Below are 18635 nucleotides of genomic sequence, written 5' to 3' on the forward strand. Positions count from 1 at the left end.
TTTGCCAAGGCGCGAGGTGTATTGGCTAAATTATAGGCTTCACTTTGCCGGGATTATTGTATATATTCTACTATAGTATGAGTATAGTGGTGACTACTAAACATTTTTAACAGACATATATTGAATTGACCAATGGTTTATTCTTCTTTAGAGGAGCGCCCCGTTATAATCCAAGGGGGTACTTTGTCTTTCATCCATCCTGTCACAGACATCTAAGGCATCACAGAATAAGAGAAGGGAAGGAACATATGATTAACAAGAGAAGAAGCGGGGTCACGCTGTGGCTGCTTATGATAGCAGTAGCAGTCCTGGTGTCCGCGTGCAGCGGAGGGGACTCCAGTAGTACTCTATCTGTTGCAAGCCACTCGGAAGCGGCAGAAAAGCCACAGGCGGGCGGTATTGTTACGTACGGATATGCTTCGCCGTTCCAGGGTCTATTTGAGCCTGCATTCTATGAAGGTGAAGATGATTATAATGTATTGCAATTCAGCACAGAAGCGATGTTCACCATAGAGGATGACTTATCAACGAAGCCGAATATCGCCACTTGGATGGAATCGGAGGATCACAAAGTATTCACTTTCAAGATCAAGCCGGGTATCCGTTGGCACAACGGGGATGAGTTGACGGTGGAGGACTGGAAGTTTGCACTGGAAACGATTGCAAGTCCCGACTACACAGGTTCACGTTATTATAGTGTGGAAATGATCCAGGGAGTGGAGGCTTATCATACCAGCAAGGCTAAGGAAATCTCCGGCATTAAGGTAGTTGATCCCTATACCATTCGAATTACGATGGCGACTGCACGGGTGAACTCGATCGACAATTTGTGGCCATACCCGATGAATAAGAAATACTTCACAGACGTTGAGGTCAAGAACATGCCGGACAGTGACCAGGTGCGGAAGCATCCCATCGGCATTGGTCCGTTTGAGATTACTGAGATCCAGCCTGGCCAGCTCGTGGAGCTGAAGCGTTTTGACAATTACTATCAGGGAAAAGCGCATTTGGATGGTGTACTGTACAAAGTGTCCGATGAGAAAATGATCACCAGTTTGTTCGAACAAGGTGAAGTTGATATCGAGACGGTGCCCCGCGATGCTTTTGAGAGCCTGAGCAAGCTGGATACTGTGGTTCTATTGCAGACACCGGAGCTATCGTATGAATATATCGGGTTCAAATTTGGACACTGGGATAACGATGCGCAGAAGATTGTCATGGATAATCCGAAATTCAAGGATAAAAGGTTACGGCAGGCTATGTACTACGCTCTGGACCGTCAAGGTATTATCAATGCCTATTCCTATGGGCTGGGCCGACTTATTGAAACACCGATTCCAAGAAGCAGTTGGGCCAAAATCCCGGATTCTGAGATCAATACGTATCCGTACTCGCCTGAGAAGGCCAAGGAGCTGCTGGATCAAGCAGGTTATTTGGATAGCGACGGGGACGGATGGCGTGAAGATCCGCAGGGCAATAAATTCAAAATCCACTATGATGCAATGATCGGTAGCTCAATGGCTGGGCCACGCACAGCGGCTATTATCCAAAACTGGCGGGATGTTGGACTGGATGTTCGATTGAGCGATGGAGGTCTCAAGGAGTATAATGCCTTCTACGATGCGGTAGAAAATGATGACCCCTCTATTGAAATGTTCAACGGAGTGTGGGGTCTAGCCAGTGATCCTGATCCATCTGGTCTGTGGCGGGAGAATGACCTGTGGAACTACCCAAGATGGTCATCACAGCGGAATGAAGAGCTAATTCGTGACGGAATTAGTATGAAATCTTATGATAAAGAATACCGTAAACAAGTGTACTATAAGTGGCAAAAAATGATTAATGAAGAAGTGCCGATGATCTTCTTCGCCGAACGGGAGACCATAACCGCAGTTAACAAGCGCCTGCAGGGCGTACGGGTCAACTCAATGGGCAATATTATTGAACCACAGAAATGGTGGATCAAGGAAGAATAGGGGCTGTGTCCCTGTCACTTAACCGCAAGCCGGGCTTTTGATATTAACCGGTTTGCGGTTTTTGTATTTTTATGGCGGTTATACGTTTCTTACCCGCATCATTTTGGTGAAAAGTAGGTATCCGAGGGGAATTTACCAAAAAAATATTTATTTTTTTCAAAAAATATGAAATCAAAATGGTGTTTCATTCGTCATATATATTATGGAGGATGACGACGATGAAGAGACGGAGCATAATATGGGCCTTAGTAGCCCTGCTAATCGTTGCCATACTTGTAGTGAGCCGACCGGAAGGTCTGGGGTTCAGGCCGCGCATTGACGCCAGCGCGGCTGTACTGCTGGATATGGAGAGCGACAGCATATGGATGGAATCGAACGGTGACAAGGCGATGCCCACAGCGAGTGTGACGAAGCTAATGACAGAGATGATTGTGCTGGATCGCATCTCCTCAGGAGCCATCCACTGGGACGACAAGATAACGGTTAGCCCCTATGCGGGATCTCTAGGGGGCGCAACACTATCCCTCAAACGGGGGGAAACTTATACGGTAAGAGAGCTGTTCGAAGGGATCACAGTGTATTCTGCGAATGATGCTGCTGTAGCTTTGGCTGAATATACGGCTGGTTCGGAGAACGCGTTCGTGGGGCTGATGAATGAGAAGGCCCGTAGCCTGGGGTTGTCGCCAGGTACGATTTTCACCAATGCCTCCGGGCTGGCATCGAGTGAACTAGGACCGAGCCGTCCGCCGGGATATGTTAGCGGCGAGACCTTGATGACAGCCAAGGACACGGCAAGGCTAGCGGCAGCTCTGATCCGCAGCCATCCCGAGGTGCTGAATGCCAGCAGCCGGACACAGATGCAGCTGAAGGCCAAGGGGCTGTATGCCAGCAATACCAACCTGATGCTGCCTGCCATGGGCGGAGCGTTTGCCTATGCCGGAACGGATGGTTTGAAGACCGGATATGATATCCGATCCGGCTACTGCATCGCAGGAACGGCTCAGCGTGACGGGCACCGGCTGATTGCCGTTGTGCTGGGGGCGGAGACCAGTCAGAGTCGTTTTGAAGCCGCAACGAGGCTGTTTAACCATGGATTTTACAAAAGTTTGCCGACCGGGGAGAGAGTGAAGCATATCCTGCATGCGACCTTTTCCTTACTGAGCTGGAGATAAAGCATCATGCCGATTTACATCATCGGTATGGTGCTTTACCACTAATACTGCCGTTTTTTGTTGTTTCTTTTTGGGCGCATAGTGATTACAATAGAAATATTGTTCTACAGGCAGACTCGAAGGAGAGCAATTTACATTTCCGGCCAAGCTTGAAGTCCAATGAAATTCCTAACGTTTATTTAATAATTGGTATGACCCTATTTCCGGAAAGGGGGAACAATAAGGCAACCGAATAGGGACAACTATCATTACAGCCGGAGAAGTCCTATCATGGGCGCCTGTGTTAGATGCAAAGGCGGCCATTGCCCATATATTGTTATTCGTTATTCTTTTATTCCACAATAAAGAAGGTCAAATCATGAAAAAGTTGAAAAAACGATATATCGCGTTAATTGTACTTGTGGTTCTCGTGACCGGGGGCTTCCTGTTCCGTAAACCTTTAATGGTGCTTGCGTTCGATTTGTTCCTCTCCGATCAAGTGGAGAGCAAGCTGGTAGAGAAATCCTATCAGCCTTTGGTGAATGACGACAAGCCCAAGCCGGAGCCTATCGTGTATAAAAATGATCCGTTCTCCCTTATGCTGCTGGGAACAGACCAGCGCGGTAATGAGACCGCACGGTCGGACAGCATGATCTACGCGGTGGTTCGCCCGGAGGATTACAAGATCCTGCTGGTCTCGATTCCGCGTGACACATATACGGAGATCATCGGGCATAACCGCAATAAGAAAGACAAGATCAACCATGCCTTTGCTTTTGGTGGCCAACAAATGGCCAAGGATACGCTGGAGGCCTTGCTGGGACATGATATCCAATATTATGCCACGATTAATTTCCAGGGGCTGAAGGACGCTGTTGATGCTATCGGCGGGGTGCCGCTGCCCATCAAGAAAGATATAGTTAACAAAGGCAAGGACCATGAGAAATTCACGATCAAGGGTGGCAAGTCGAATTACAACGGTGAAGAGGCACTGAACTATACCCGCTACCGTGAAGATAGCGACTTTAACCGGACTAAACGCCAGCAAGTGTTCATCGATGTGGTCGCGAATAAGATGCTGTCGATCAGCCAGATCGGCAACATTCCGGAGTTGCTCGATATTATGGGTGACAACTTCAAGACGGATATCGAGCCTTCCATGATTCTTGGTTTGGCCAAGAAGTTCATGGGTGGCAAGGAAATGGATATCTCCAGCTTCACGGTCATGGGTGAAAGTAAGCGTATAGACGGTATTTCTTATGACATTGTAGACCAAAAGGATTTGGATCAAGCTAAGCTGATGATCGATAACTGGATCAATGCGGGTACGCCAGCAGATCAGCTGATTCAGCCGGGTAAGGCTGGAAACGCGCTGGAGCCGAAGTCTACACCAACAGCAGAATAATTCTAATAAATTCATACCATAAGTTGAAAAAAGCAGCAGCCATTCATAATGTTAGTGGCTGCTGCTTGCTGTCTTCATGGTATAATGAGCTGGAACTATTCATGAGTTTCTGCGTATAATTACGGTGGCCCTATGACAAGGGGAAGGTTAGGCACGTTATTCCTTCGGAAATCTTTGAGGAGGATCAAGACATGAACATTGCATTTTTTCTGCTCCCGAAGCAGGAGGTGGCTTGTGTTACGCTGGACTCTACACTGCGGCAAACGCTGGAGAGGATGGAGCATCACCGTTATACAGCCATCCCCATACTGAACAGGAACGGAGAATACGCTGGAACGGTCACAGAAGGTGATCTGCTCTGGTATCTTAAGGATTCGGAAGGCAAGGTAACATTCGAGAACGCCTCCAAATATCAGCTTAAGGATGTACCACTCAGAATGAACAATAAGCCTGTATCCATTGAAGCGGATATGGAGGACCTGATCAACTTGGCCAAGATCCAGAATTTTGTGCCAGTCGTCGATGATATGAACCGGTTCATTGGCATTGTCCGCCGCAGCCAGATCATAGAATACTGTGAGAAGTTTGTCTCGCGGCAGTCACAGGAATCGTTATAACTAGCTTATCTTAGTCAGCCGAGAGAGCGAAACCAAGGCCTGTATTTCCGGCACCAGCGGAATGCGGGCCTTTTTTGGAAGTGCCGCTGCCGCCGGAGGGTTTGTGTGACCGCGATTTTTTTATGCTATAATGGAGAATAAAGCTTTTAGCCGGAGGTAGAGAGACGTGCCCAATGTGCCGAAGGATCTGGATGTAGCCAAACGCGCCAAGGTGATTGAATGGCTGAAAACCGAAGTAATTGATCAAGTCTCGCGGTTATTTAAAGCCTTATGGGAGGGTAGTACGACCCGTGTAGGTGACAGTCTGGCAAGCTTGCTTATGAGTTCTTACATTCTTGGGCGCAGACTCGGCATTTCTTATCGTGAAATGGATGATCTGCTGCTGGAGAAGCTAAGGAAACACCGCCAGGAAGGTCATCAACTGGAAGACTGGTACCAGGATATATCCGCATTAGAAGACCATATGCGTAAGAGGTGAATACTTTTGAAATTTCGTTGGACATCGGTGGCGTGGAGTATTGCTTATTTGCTCCTGCTGCTATCTCTATCGACCCCGCTGCTCATTATCACCACATTATTTATGATTGTTCCGGCTGTAGTGCTGTTCACCAGCCTCAGTACCAAGCAGTTTATTCTGCATGTAGTGCCGGTTCTGCTGATTATTGCTTTAATTACCCCGGTATATTTATTGATTGCGCTCTATTTCTTGATTCCCGCTCTGGTGATGGGCAGATGGTACAAAAGGCGTGCTTCGGCAATGTCCACCCTGCTGGCAGGGACAGTCACCATTCTTGGTGAGTTCTTGCTTATGCTCCTTCTGGGAACAACGCTGTTCCATTTTGACCTGACTGGCTATGTGAATGATGTGCTGGAAATGGTGACTTCACCAATGTCGCAGCTCGGCACGACCAATCCACTTCTGAACGATCTGAGCTTTTCGTCTGAAGATGTGCGGATGATCAGTCATATGACGATCCAGATGATTCCGATGACACTTATTGTCAGCTCCTTCATGATTGCTGTTATTACCCACTCCATTGTCCGTCCTATCCTGAACAGCATGGATTATGCGGTTCCGAAGCTCAAGCCTGCACGGGAATGGAGACTGCCGAGATCTTTTATCTGGTACTATCTGATTGGAATTGTGATTCAACTGATGTTCTCGGGTTCAAAAAACAACTATATGCTCATGATCGCCGCCAATCTGCTGCCACTTTTGCGAATCGGCTTTATGATTCAGGCCATCGGATTCTTCTTCTTTCTGGCGCATGAACGGAAATGGAATAAAGTGATGCCAATTTTGCTGGCGGTTCCTGTTATCTTGCTTCCGCCGCTACGGATCATCGGTATCATTGATCTGGTGTTCCCGCTGCGCGAGCTTGTGACGAAATCGAAACGATAGGGTGAGAGGTCATGCCTAAATTTCTGCAACGACGCTGGCACGGCTATCATACCGTCTGGGCGTTCATGCTGCTGCTGGTTCTTATCATAATCGTGAGCATCTATAACTGGGCTCTGGGGATCGTCAGCCTGTTTCTGGCAGGCACCTTGTGCTTCACGATGCTGAAGGCGGAGATCTCATTCCGCCGGAATCTGGTGGAGTATATCAACGGTCTGTCGTTTCGCATCAAGCGGATAGAAGGGGAAGCGGTCAGTATGCTGCCGCTCGGGATTATCCTCTATAGCGAGGACCGCACGGTAGAATGGCACAACCGGAATGCGGGCGATATCTTTGCCCGTAAGTCACTGGTTGGGGAGTCGCTTCAGGAACTCCTTCCCGATCTGATGCCTTCCCTCGCAGGAAGCGCACAGGGGAAGCGTGAAGTTGTCAAAGACGGGGCGGTAAAGGACCACCGTGTGGAGATTACCGTGGATGAGCGGTATTACCAGGTGGTGATAATCCCAAGTGAGCGCCTGCTCTATCTATATGAGATTACCGAGCTTGTTGTTCTGCGTGAACGTTATGAGGGCGAGAAGCTTGCCCTAGGTATAGTAATGATGGACAATCTGGACGAGTCGGCGCAGGGGATGGATGACCAGCAGCGGACCTCACTGATTGCCAAGGTAACGAGCGAGATTACTGAGTGGAGCAAGGAGTATGAGGTATACCTGCGGAGGCTTTCATCAGAGCGGTACCTCATGCTGCTGAATCACCGCAGCCTGCAGGCACTGGAGGAGAGCAGGTTCGTCATTCTCGACGAAGTGCGGGAGATGACCGCTGATCTGAAGGTGCCGATGACGCTGAGCATCGGGCTGGCCTTCGGGGCAGACTCTGCGAGCGAGCTTGGGGCGCTGGCCCAGTCCAGCCTGGACATGGCGCTGGGGCGGGGCGGCGATCAGGCGGCCGTCAAGTCCGGCCAGCGGCTGTCCTTCTACGGCGGCAAGAGCAACGCCGCAGAGAAGCGGACTCGGGTGCGTGCGCGGGTTATCGCCCACGCACTGCGTGATTTGATGCAGGAGAGCGACCGGGTGCTGATTATGGGGCACCGGACGCCAGACATCGATGCCGTCGGGGCATCGATTGGCCTGCTCAAGGCCGCGCAGATGTACAACGTGGAGGCCAACATTGTGCTGGAAGGGCCTAACCCGTCCATCACGCGTATGTTGGAACAGATCCGCAAGGATGAGGAGCTGCACAAGTCTTTCATCTCCACGGAGCAAGCTTTGCAGATCATGACGGAGCATACCCTGCTGATTGTGGTGGATACCCACAAGGCATCGATGACGATGGAACCACGGCTTGTGCAACACGCCAGCCGGATTGTGGTTGTCGATCACCACAGGCGGGGCGAGGAATTCATCAACGAAGCTGTGCTCGTGTACCTGGAGCCATATGCTTCCTCCACCTGCGAGCTTGTCACGGAGCTATTGCAATACATCCATGACAAGGTTCAGCTAAGCCCGCTGGAAGCGACGATGCTGCTGGCGGGAATCACGGTGGACACCAAGCATTTTGCGCTCCATACCGGATCGCGCACCTTCGAAGCCGCAGGGTTTCTGCGCCGGATCGGCGCGGATACGATCCTTATCCAGCGAATGCTGAAAGAGGATCTGGAAGAATACATCTCTAAGGCGGAGATTATCAAGCATGCGCGGATGGTCTACGACCATATTGCGCTGGTAGTGACTCAGCCGGGGATGAAGATTCCCCAGCTTCTAATTGCACAGACGGCGGATACGCTGCTGGGCATGACCAATGTGGTAGCGTCCTTCGTCATCAGCGAGCGGCCTGACGGCCTGATCGGTATCAGCGCCCGTTCACTTGGGCGGATGAATGTGCAGGTCGTAATGGAGAAGCTGGGCGGAGGCGGGCATTTATCGAATGCCGCCGTCCAATTGGAAGGGAACTGCAAGGAAGCAGAGGCCAGACTGCTTAAGGTGCTGGCAGAAATTGAAGCGAAAGAGGGTCTGTTCGAATGAAGGTCATTTTCTTAAAAGATGTTAAGGGACAAGGTAAAAAAGGTCAGGTTAAAGAGGTATCTGAAGGCTACGCTACTAACTTCCTATTGCCACGCGGTCTGGTTCGCCCAGCTACGGAGGGCAATGTGAAGGTGCTGGAGAATCAGGCTGCTGCTGAACAGCGCCGCAAGGATAACGAGAAGGAAGAAGCTCAGAACCTTGGCAAGAAGCTGGACGAGCTGACGCTGACTATGAAGGCCAAAGCTGGCGAAGGTGGCCGCTTGTTCGGTGCTATTACCAGCAAACAGATTGCAGAAGCCTTGGCTTCCGCAAACGGCATCACCGTGGATAAACGCAAAATTGAGTTGAACGAACCTATTCGTCATCTGGGCGTAACCCAGGTAAGTGTGAAGCTGCATACGGAAGTAAAAGCTACGCTTAAGGTTCAGGTAACGGAGGAGTAAGATGGGCGGAGATCTCTTTTTCGATCGGATTCCCCCGCAGAATCTGGAGGCAGAGCAGGCTGTCATCGGCGCGATTCTACTCCAGGACGAGGCGTTAATTACCGCAATGGAGCGGGTGAACACCGAAGACTTCTACGATAAACCGCATCAGATGATCTTTGAAGCGATGGTGCAGCTCGGAGAAGAGAGCCAGCCGATTGACCTTGTTACGCTGACCGCCAAGCTGCAGGATAAGGGCGAGCTTGAGGATATCGGAGGTGTCAGCTACTTGGCTAAGCTGGCACATGCGGTGCCGACTGCGGCCAACGTGGATTATTACGCACAGATTATCGAAGAGAAGGCGATGCTGCGACGGTTGATTCGTACAGCGACGCAAATTGTGAGCGAGGGGTATACGGGCGGCGAAAATGTCGGTGATATGCTGAGCGATGCCGAGCGGAGGATTCTGGAAATCTCCAACCGCCGCAGCGGCAGCGGGTTCGTCGCCATCCGCGATGTCCTGATGGAAGTCTTCGAGCGGGTTGAGGTGCTCCATCAGAATAAGGGTAACACCTCAGGAATCCCTTCCGGGTTCGCCGATCTGGACAAGATGACGAACGGCTTCCAGCGGAATGACCTTATCATCGTAGCGGCACGTCCTTCCGTAGGGAAGACGGCCTTTGCGCTCAACATCGCCCAGAACGTCGCGGTTCGTGCCAAAGAGACCGTTGCTATTTTCAGTCTGGAGATGGGTGCAGCCCAACTCGTACAGCGGATGATTTGTGCCGAGGCGAACCTGGATGCCAACCTTATGCGTACTGGTGACTTCAAAAGCGACGATGATTGGTCCAAGCTGACAATGGGAATTCAGTCCTTGTCAGAGGCTGAGATCTATATTGATGACACGGCGGGGATTACAGTCACGGATATTCGTTCCAAATGCCGTCGGTTGAAAAAGGAAAAAGGACTTGGCATGATCCTGATCGATTATCTACAGCTGATTCAAGGGCGCGGCAAGGCCGGCGAGAACCGTCAGCAGGAAGTCTCGGAAATCTCCCGGACCCTGAAGATGATTGCCCGTGAGCTGGATGTGCCGGTTATTGCACTGTCACAGCTCAGTCGTGGTGTGGAACAGCGCCAGGATAAACGACCGATGATGAGTGACTTGCGGGAATCGGGTTCTATCGAGCAGGATGCCGATATCGTTGCCTTCCTGTATCGTGACGATTATTACAACCAGGAGACCGAGAAGAAGAACATTATCGAGATTATCATTGCCAAGCAGCGTAACGGACCAGTGGGTACGGTAGAGCTGGTATTCCTTAAGAATTTCAACAAGTTCGTCAACTATGAGCGAGCTCATGCAGAACCATTTGCAGGTTAAACCTAATTCTGACAATACCCGAACGATTGTACATTTCGATGTATAATCGTTCGTTTTTATTTGACTTTAAAAATGACGACTGGTACACTGATTATTGTGCTTTAACGGGAAAAACCGCTGAAGCACCCGCAAGGGCTGCGTACATAATATCATTGTTAAGGGCCCATATTATGAAAAATAATGGTGCTGTTTGTGAGCACCTACGGAGGAATGAACATGTCAACAGTAGTCGTCGTGGGAACACAATGGGGAGACGAAGGTAAAGGGAAAATCACTGACTTTCTGGCGGAGAGCGCAGATGTGGTCGCCCGGTATCAGGGGGGCAACAATGCCGGTCACACGATTCTGATTGACGGTAAGAAGTTCAAGTTGAGCCTTATTCCATCAGGTGTATTTTATAAAGAGAAGACTTGCGTGATCGGCAACGGGATGGTTATCAACCCGGCAGCGCTGATCGAGGAAATTAATTATATTCATGAGAACGGCTTTGACACAGAGAATCTGGTTATTAGCGATCGTGCTCACGTAATCATGCCATATCATATGTTGCTTGACGCACTGGAAGAGGACCGTAAAGGCCCGAACAAAATCGGAACTACCCGCAAAGGGATCGGCCCTTGCTACATGGATAAAGCTGCCCGTAACGGTATCCGGATTGCAGATCTGATGGATGCTGAAGAGTTCGAATTACGCCTGCGCCATCTGGTGACAGAGAAGAATCAGATCATTACTCAAGTCTATGGGGCGGAAGCACTGGACGTTGAGGAAATTCTGACCCAATACCTCGGCTATGCTGAAGTGCTGCGCAAGTATGTGACAGACACCTCGGTTGTCTTGAATGATGCCATCGATAACGACTCCAAAGTGCTGTTCGAAGGCGCACAAGGGGTTATGTTGGATATCGACCAAGGTACGTATCCGTTCGTAACTTCCTCTAACCCATCCGCAGGTGGCGTGTGCATTGGCTCCGGCGTGGGTCCATCGAAGATTCAACAAGTTATTGGGGTAGCCAAATCTTACACTACCCGTGTTGGAGACGGCCCGTTCCCAACTGAACTGAACGATGCTATCGGTGATACGATCCGCGAGACCGGACATGAGTACGGTACTGTTACAGGTCGTCCTCGCCGTGTAGGTTGGTTCGACAGCGTCGTGGTACGTCATGCTCGTCGGGTTAGCGGAATTACCGGCTTGTCTTTGAACTCCTTGGACGTTCTGAGCGGTCTTGAGACGGTTAAAATCTGCACAGGCTACAAATACCGTGGCGAGATCATCACACACTACCCTGCAAGCCTGAAGATGCTGGCTGAATGCGAAGCAGTGTATGAAGAGCTGCCAGGCTGGAGCGAGGATATTACAGGTGCGAAGACGCTGGCTGATCTTCCTGAGAACACTCGCAAATATGTTGAGCGTGTATCGGAGCTGACAGGTATTCCGATTGCGATCTTCTCCGTAGGACGCAACCGTGAACAGACAAATCAAGTATTGCCAATCTATATCTAATGTCAAAGGGGCCTCTTTAGAGGCTTCTTTTTTTGTTGTCTTTTTCCTGATTTCATAGCTACCTCAAGGTTTCCCGAGGCCTGTTCCCGTCAATACTGGAGAGATGGATGTAGAAGCGGCATGATCCTTAGGGATCAGCGTTGAACAGACACTAAGGGAGTGGTAAATATGAGACTGGTAAAACGTACGCTAGCCGTATGCATGATTGTCGTGCTGGCAAGCACCCTTTCAATCCTGACGACGGGGGTTGTGGTGAATGCCTACATTCAATCGGTGCTGGCGAGCTTTGACATCAAGCTGGAAAAGCCTGCACCTGGCATTGTCGGGATGATGCGGAGCCTGATGGGGACGAAGGAAAAGCCTGCTGTGGCAGAAGCTGTGAACGGGGACAAGGGTAAAGCGACACAGGATAAGGGCAAGAGTGGTAGCAACAAGGATACGCCAAAACCATCAAGTTCCCCGGCCAGTGGCGACAAGCCCACGGAGGAGAAGGTACCAGAGGATGCGCTCCCTGTCATGGGGCAGATTGCTGGCGAGTCCGCAGATGCCCAGAACCAAGGGGGAAGTGCCCTGGACCAGCAATTGGTGATGACCCCGGAGGCTATGCGTGATCTGAAGGACAATTTGCCGTCTGCAGAGAAGGTTAACATTTTCAATATCCTGATGAACAAGCTGCCACAGGAGGAAATGCAGAAGATCTCCGTTATGATGGAGGACGGACTGACGGAGGCGGAGGTCAAGGAAATTCAGGCGGTTATCGCCAAGTATGTGGACCCCAAGGAATATAATGAGTTGATGAAAATGCTTACTCCTACGGTGCCGGAAACTTCGCTGCACTGAAATCTGTCATTATTTGGACACGAAATTACCCTGTAAAGCCTATACTACTGGAAAAAACCCGCGTTTTCAGCGGGTTTTTCCATGTCAGTAAAGTTGAAAATCCTCGGCTGGCTATGTTAAAGTAGACAAGGATTGAATAAGGTTAATATTTTGTAACCTTTTTTCGTAGCTACAGACTAGAGAGAACCATACAAATCGATGCAGCATAGAAGCAGCAATTTATACAGCAGAGGATACACATGGGATCGCAATTTTAAGCTTGGTCGCTGACCTGCGGCATGGAGATGCAAGCTGAAAGGGAGAGTTTCATGAAAGGATTCAAGTTAATACGCCGGGTGGGGAAGCTGCAGAACAGCGCGGAGATGCCTGCGGAGTCCGGTGTGAAGGATGTTCATGAAGAAAGAAAGCCCCGAAGACGGTGGCGTTACTGGGCACTGGCTTTAGCTGGGGTGGCGCTGCTCACCATCTTTGCCATCAATGCAGAGAAGAAGTACGTTGCTGCTAACACGGAGTCCTTTTACCGGGTAATGCTGCGTGACAAGGAGATCGGTACAATCGGTGACACCGGTGAGCTGTCCGCCCTATTCGAGAAGAAGAGACTGGAGTATCAGACTAAGTACCCAGGAGCGCTGATGGTTGTACAGACGGACGGGATTACGACGAAGCCTGATCAGGCTTACAAGCCTAAGGTTGAAAGCGAAGCCACTCTAAAGAAATTGGATGGCATGCTCAAAGCCTACGCGGTAGGTGTACAGCTGATGGTGAACGGTAAAGCCGTCGGCATCGTTAAGGATCAGGAAACGGCTAATGCCGTGTTGCAAGGTGTGAAGCAGCATTATGTACCAGAAACGGGAGCATCACAAGGCGCTCAGCTGAAGCGGACGGCGGCGAGCGGGAAAGCGGTGGCCTCTGGGTCTAAAGCCTCACCGGAGCTGGTGGGATCGGCGAAGATTCGTGAACAAGTGACGATTGAACCAGCCAAAGCAGACCCGAACAAGGTGCTGGGCGTGGAAGAAGCGATCAAGGTGCTGACGGAAGGCAAGGATGCTCCGCTGATTTATGAGGTTCAGGAAGGTGACACCATTTCGGCTATCGCCAAGCGGTTTGGAATCACACAGGCTGATATTTTCCGTAACAATCCTGGGGTCAAGGAATTGACACTACAGATCGGGGATGAGCTGCAGCTCACGGTACCCCAGCCGGAGCTTACCGTTGTAACGGTAGAGAAGGTGTCCGAGCAGATTGTTACGGAACCGGAAGTGATCGTGCGTACAAGCGATCTGTTGGAAGCCGGGAAGAGCAAGGTGGTTCGTCCCGGACAAACCGGACTTAAAGAGATGGAGTACCGGTTGACTAAGGAGAACGGAGTCGTGGTGCAGGAGGAATGGCTGGGCCAGACGGTGCTGAAGGACTCACTCCCGGAGGTTGTATACCGGGGCACCAAAGTGGCCAAGCAAGCATCTGGCACCAAAGCGGCCGTGCAAGCCTCTGGCATCAAAGCGGCCATGCAATCATCGGGTATGTTTGCATGGCCGGTTAGCGGGGCTACGATCTCCAGCAGCTTTGGTGAACGGTGGGGCCGTGCCCATAAGGGTGTAGATCTGGTGTCCGGTAATCGGAAGATCAAGGCCTCGGATGCCGGCACGGTGTCCTTTGCGGGTGTGCAGAGCGGCTATGGCAATGTAGTGATTATTAATCACAACAATGGCTATGAGACTTATTATGGCCACCTCAGCAGTATTGCTGTATCCCGGGGACAGCGTCTGGAGCAGGGCGCGACGATTGGCGTCATGGGCAGCACGGGACGTTCCACAGGTACGCATCTGCATTTCGAGATCCGTAAGAACGGATCGGCATTGAATCCTATGAAGTATTTAAAATAATTCATATCTTCTAACAGGCCGTCCGAGACTTCCTTCGGGCGGCTTCTGTTTTCCCTCGGCAGACTGCTTAATTGGGAGGATGTGAGGCCACGGCAGGTATGTTAGAATAAAGGAATGTAAGCAAGTACAGAGAGAAAGGTGAAGCCGCATATGCAGATGGGAACGATTCTGGTTGTGGACGATGAGCAGCCTATTGCTGATATTTTGAAATTTAACCTTGAAAAAGAAGGCTATGAGGTCATTTGTGCCTTTGATGGCAATAGCGCAGTAGAGTTGGCTTTGTCCAAACGGCCCGATCTTATGCTGCTGGATCTGATGCTTCCCGGCAAGGACGGGATGGATGTATGCCGGGAGGTACGCTCGGCCCATCTGGATATTCCGATCATAATGCTCACAGCCAAGGACGGGGAGATCGACAAGGTACTCGGGCTGGAGCTGGGGGCCGACGATTATGTAACCAAGCCGTTCAGCACGCGTGAGCTGCTGGCCCGGGTTAAGGCGCAGATGCGGCGGCAGCACAAGCCCAGTGCGGCAGAGACGCTCAGTAACGAGCCTCCTGTAGCCAAGCAGGGCATTCACCATTTCGATTTGTTTATAGATACGGATATGTACATGGTTTATAAAGATGGAGAAGCGCTCGATCTGACGCATCGGGAGTACGAGCTGCTCTACTATATGATCCGCCATGCTGGCAAGGTCATGACCCGGGAGCATTTGCTACAGGCCGTTTGGGGCTTTGAATACTTCGGTGATGTGCGGACCGTGGATGTTACGATCCGGCGTCTGCGGGAGAAGATTGAGGAGAACCCCAGCAAACCGGAATATATCTTTACCCGACGCGGTCTTGGTTATTTGATGCATAGCCCCAAAAACGGAGGGTTAGGATGAAGGGACTGTCCTTTTTCCGGACGATTCAAGCCAAGTTCATTATCATTTATGTCCTGCTGATCTTGATTGCGATGCAACTGATCGGCGTCTATTTTGTCAGCTCGATGAAAAATTCACTGACCGACAACTTTACGAAGGATCTCAAGGCGAGAGCCGAGATGCTGTCCATTCTGACTGCAGACAAGTTCGGTAGTGAGGCTGGTACCATCGATGAGGAGACAGCGGTAGAGAGTCTGCGCGGAATGGTGAACAATCTCTACATTAACGGTGCCGAAATACAGGTGCTGGATGCCAACGGTAAGATTATCACGACGTCTGTCCCTTCACAGAATGACTATGTAGGTCAGCGAAATACGCAGACCGTGGTCAGCCGTGCCCTTCAAGGCATTAGCGACAATGAGGAATATATTATCGGCGATGACAATGTACGCAAGAAGGTCGTTGCAAAGCCGGTACTCTCCGGCGGTAAAGTCGTGGGCGCTATTTATATCGCTGCCGATATGAAGGATCTCTATGCCACGATGAGCCGGATTAACAGTGTATTCATCTCCGGCCTATTACTTGCGCTGACCCTTACGGCGGTGCTTGGCGTTATCATTGCCCACACATTCACACAGCCGATCAAGGAGATGACTCGTCATGCTACGGCAGTGGCTGAAGGGCGCTTCAACCGGAAAATGCCCGTCTTTGGCAATGACGAGATCGGTCAGCTGAGTCAGGCCTTCAACTATATGACAGGCCGATTGCATGAGGCGCTGTCACAGAATGAGGAAGAGAAGGAGAAGCTGGCCTCCATTCTGACGAACATGAGCGACGGCGTGGTGGCAACCGACGAGACAGGCGTGGTCATTCTGATGAACCGCCGCGCCGCGCTGATGCTGGGTGCCGAAGGGCCGCTCCCAGAGGGGGCGCCCTTGAATGAACTACTCGGCTTGGACCCTGAGCAGGCCGGAGCCTTGCCGCGTGACAATGCCCATTCGGCCATGCTCCGTTTGTTGCCGATGGACGGTGGTGACCCTAATATTGTGCGGGTCACCTTCACGCCGATCCACCGCCGGGAAGGCGGGATCGCAGGAACGATCGCCGTGCTCCAGGATGTCACGGAGCAGGAGAACCTGGAGGAATCCCGCCGCGAGTTCGTGGCGAATGTATCGCATGAGCTGCGTACGCCGCTCACGACGATCAAGAGCTATGCCGAGGCGCTGGATGACGGCGCACTGGATGATCCGCAGCTGGCTGCCCGCTTTGTCGGAGTCATCCGCAATGAGACAGAGCGGATGATCCGGCTCGTAACGGATCTGCTGCATCTATCGCGGCTGGACTCCAAGGAGGCTCTTCTGCGTATACAGCAGACGGATGTGGCCGAGATGCTGGAGGATGTGGCAGACCGTTTCTCCTTCCAGATCCGGCAGAAGCGGATCAATATCCGTACGAAGGTGCGCAAGGAGGCTGCTTCCGCTTGGCTGGACCGTGATCAGATTGATCAGGTGCTGGGCAATCTGGTGTCCAATGCGCTCAAGTATACGCCCGAGGGCGGCAGTATTGAGCTGGAAGCCCTGCAGAATGAAGAAGGGATGCTATCGATCTCTGTGCGAGATTCCGGAATCGGGATTCCGAAGAAGGATATTGAGCGCATTTTTGAACGCTTTTACCGGGTAGATAAGGCCCGCTCACGCAACATGGGGGGAACCGGTCTTGGACTCTCCATTGCCCGGGAAATTGTGAAGGCGCACGGAGGCTCTATTTCCTTGCAATCTGAAGTCGACCAAGGCTCGAAGGTGACCTTCACGCTGCCTCTGAACGAGCAAAGGGGGAGTGAAGCGTGAAGGAGAGAGTAAAGACATGGATTCTTGCGCTGCTCGTCCTCAGCAGTCTCGTAGAGAGCTATTATCTGATATATCGCTTGCCGGGCAGCGACTCGGCGGTGATGTCGGAGAATTTGTATGTAAAGACAGACAACATGGGACCGGAGGAAAAGGTAGAGAACCTGCTCTATCCCGACAAGATGATTATTCATATGGGCGAGGACAAGCATACGCTGTTTTATCCTAGCTCCACGTTCTACAACTTGATCATCAATCGGTTGAAGGGCCGCACCTTCGAGAGCTTCCAGCGCCGGTCGGTGGACGACTTCGACTGGAATAAGATCCGCAAAGAGAACCCGGGCATTGAGCTTTCCTTCGGTGCAGGGATTCCTGTAACGCTGCTGCAACGGGTGATGCAGCTCTCGCCCGATTCCTTGTTCGCCGGGGAGAGCATCGACCGAATCTGGATCTACAATGTCAAGAATGATTCCAAAGCGCATGCCATCTTCTTCAGTACGAGAGGCGACATCGTCTATGAGGCGGCTAAAGCCGACTTGACCGTGCAGGACGTTCAGCAGCATGTGGATTTCGGCAAGAACTGGACGCTATATACGACGGCGAACGGCGATTATTATGTACCGACAGACAAGCTGTCGCTGGTAGAGGTCGAAATTCCTTCTGGTTTGTATACTATTGAGCAAATGCAGAGCAATCTCTTCTTCGATACCAGCAGCACGCGGTATATTCGCGAGAAGGACGGATCGGAGATCTATACAGACAGTAAGCGCAGTCTCCAGGTGGATCAAGAGCAGAACTGGATGAGTTACAGTGATCCGGCGGCCTTGCCAGCCGGGGAGAGTACGCCTGCGAAGGATGCGCTGGAAGCTGTGGACTTCGTGAACCAGCATGGAGGCTGGAATGGAACCTATCGGCTGGCTGCGGCGGAAGACGAAACGCAGGACCAACTGCCAATAGGGGACGGTAACAAGGAGCGACGGGTATCTTTTCAACAATACTATGGTTCTTACCCTTACGGCTCCTATCCGATCCTGAACCGCCCGGAGCTGAAATTCGGTGTGATTCATTTGGAACTGCAGAAGGGGACTGTCTCTTCTTATGAGCGCTCTCTGTTGTATCTGAACGAGAATCAGGCGGTGAAAAAGGTGGCCGAGCTATCGGGGGGCGAAGTACTGCTTAGCCGATTGGCCCAAGTCAGCAAGACCTCGCCGATTCAGGATTTAACACCGGCCTATATCCCTTCGCTGAAGGGAGAGAAGCTGCAGCTGGTGCCGGTATGGAAGGTTACGCTGCGTGACGGCAGTATGTTTACGCTGGATTAAG

The 18635-nt window shown here is 51.2% G+C and carries 15 protein-coding genes; all 15 read left to right on the forward strand.

Features of this window, described 5'->3' with window-relative positions; genetic code table 11:
* Nucleotides 1-248 precede the first annotated feature (248 nt).
* The 15 genes from opp4A to AC3Y23_RS11095 all read left to right on the forward strand — a co-directional run bounded on the left by opp4A (nt 249) and on the right by AC3Y23_RS11095 (nt 18634).
* The gene (opp4A, locus tag AC3Y23_RS11025; RefSeq protein ID WP_379198684.1) at nt 249-1976 is read left to right on the forward strand and encodes an oligopeptide ABC transporter substrate-binding protein; all 1728 of its coding nucleotides are present in this window, start codon (nt 249-251) and stop codon (nt 1974-1976) included.
* 218 nt (nt 1977-2194) lie between these two features.
* Entirely contained in the window at nt 2195-3148 is a 954-nt protein-coding gene (locus AC3Y23_RS11030; protein WP_379198686.1) for a D-alanyl-D-alanine carboxypeptidase family protein, read from the forward strand.
* 358 nt (nt 3149-3506) lie between these two features.
* Nucleotides 3507-4532 carry an LCP family protein gene (locus AC3Y23_RS11035; protein WP_379198688.1) on the forward strand — a complete coding sequence of 342 codons (1026 nt, stop codon included), beginning with the start codon at nt 3507-3509 and terminating at the stop codon, nt 4530-4532.
* 191 nt (nt 4533-4723) lie between these two features.
* The gene (locus AC3Y23_RS11040; RefSeq protein ID WP_379198690.1) at nt 4724-5149 is read left to right on the forward strand and encodes a CBS domain-containing protein; all 426 of its coding nucleotides are present in this window, start codon (nt 4724-4726) and stop codon (nt 5147-5149) included.
* A gap of 175 nt (nt 5150-5324) precedes the next feature.
* Entirely contained in the window at nt 5325-5627 is a 303-nt protein-coding gene (locus AC3Y23_RS11045) for a MazG-like family protein (protein WP_379199339.1), read from the forward strand.
* Nucleotides 5628-5633: 6 nt separating this feature from the next.
* Entirely contained in the window at nt 5634-6551 is a 918-nt protein-coding gene (locus tag AC3Y23_RS11050) for a DUF2232 domain-containing protein (RefSeq protein ID WP_379198692.1), read from the forward strand.
* An 11-nt stretch (nt 6552-6562) separates the two neighbouring features.
* Nucleotides 6563-8569 (forward strand): DHH family phosphoesterase, encoded by a 2007-nt coding sequence (locus AC3Y23_RS11055; RefSeq protein ID WP_379198694.1) that lies wholly within the window; start codon nt 6563-6565, stop codon nt 8567-8569.
* Nucleotides 8566-9012 carry a 50S ribosomal protein L9 gene (gene rplI, locus AC3Y23_RS11060; RefSeq protein ID WP_379198696.1) on the forward strand — a complete coding sequence of 149 codons (447 nt, stop codon included), beginning with the start codon at nt 8566-8568 and terminating at the stop codon, nt 9010-9012. The genes AC3Y23_RS11055 and rplI overlap by 4 nt, the downstream gene beginning before the upstream one ends.
* Before the next feature lies 1 nt (nt 9013).
* The gene (dnaB, locus tag AC3Y23_RS11065; RefSeq protein ID WP_379198698.1) at nt 9014-10375 is read left to right on the forward strand and encodes a replicative DNA helicase; all 1362 of its coding nucleotides are present in this window, start codon (nt 9014-9016) and stop codon (nt 10373-10375) included.
* Nucleotides 10376-10591: 216 nt separating this feature from the next.
* Nucleotides 10592-11878, forward strand: a complete 1287-nt coding sequence (locus tag AC3Y23_RS11070) for an adenylosuccinate synthase (RefSeq protein ID WP_379198700.1) — start codon at nt 10592-10594, stop codon at nt 11876-11878.
* A gap of 168 nt (nt 11879-12046) precedes the next feature.
* Nucleotides 12047-12718, forward strand: coding sequence for a hypothetical protein (locus AC3Y23_RS11075; protein WP_379198702.1), 672 nt, complete (start codon nt 12047-12049; stop codon nt 12716-12718).
* Nucleotides 12719-13026: 308 nt separating this feature from the next.
* A complete protein-coding gene (locus AC3Y23_RS11080) occupies nt 13027-14601 on the forward strand; it encodes a peptidoglycan DD-metalloendopeptidase family protein (RefSeq protein ID WP_379198704.1) in 1575 nt (524 codons plus the stop codon).
* A gap of 150 nt (nt 14602-14751) precedes the next feature.
* Nucleotides 14752-15489: a response regulator YycF gene (gene yycF / locus AC3Y23_RS11085; protein ID WP_379198706.1), complete on the forward strand. Its 738-nt coding sequence runs from the start codon at nt 14752-14754 to the stop codon at nt 15487-15489.
* On the forward strand, nt 15486-17315 hold the full coding sequence (gene walK, locus AC3Y23_RS11090; protein WP_379198708.1) for a cell wall metabolism sensor histidine kinase WalK: 1830 nt from the start codon (nt 15486-15488) through the stop codon (nt 17313-17315). The genes yycF and walK overlap by 4 nt, the downstream gene beginning before the upstream one ends.
* Nucleotides 17312-18634: a YycH family regulatory protein gene (locus AC3Y23_RS11095; protein ID WP_379198710.1), complete on the forward strand. Its 1323-nt coding sequence runs from the start codon at nt 17312-17314 to the stop codon at nt 18632-18634. Before walK ends, AC3Y23_RS11095 begins: the two co-directional genes overlap by 4 nt.
* Nucleotide 18635: the final 1 nt, after the last annotated feature.

It is taken from the genome of Paenibacillus sp. MAHUQ-45, from assembly GCF_058133325.1.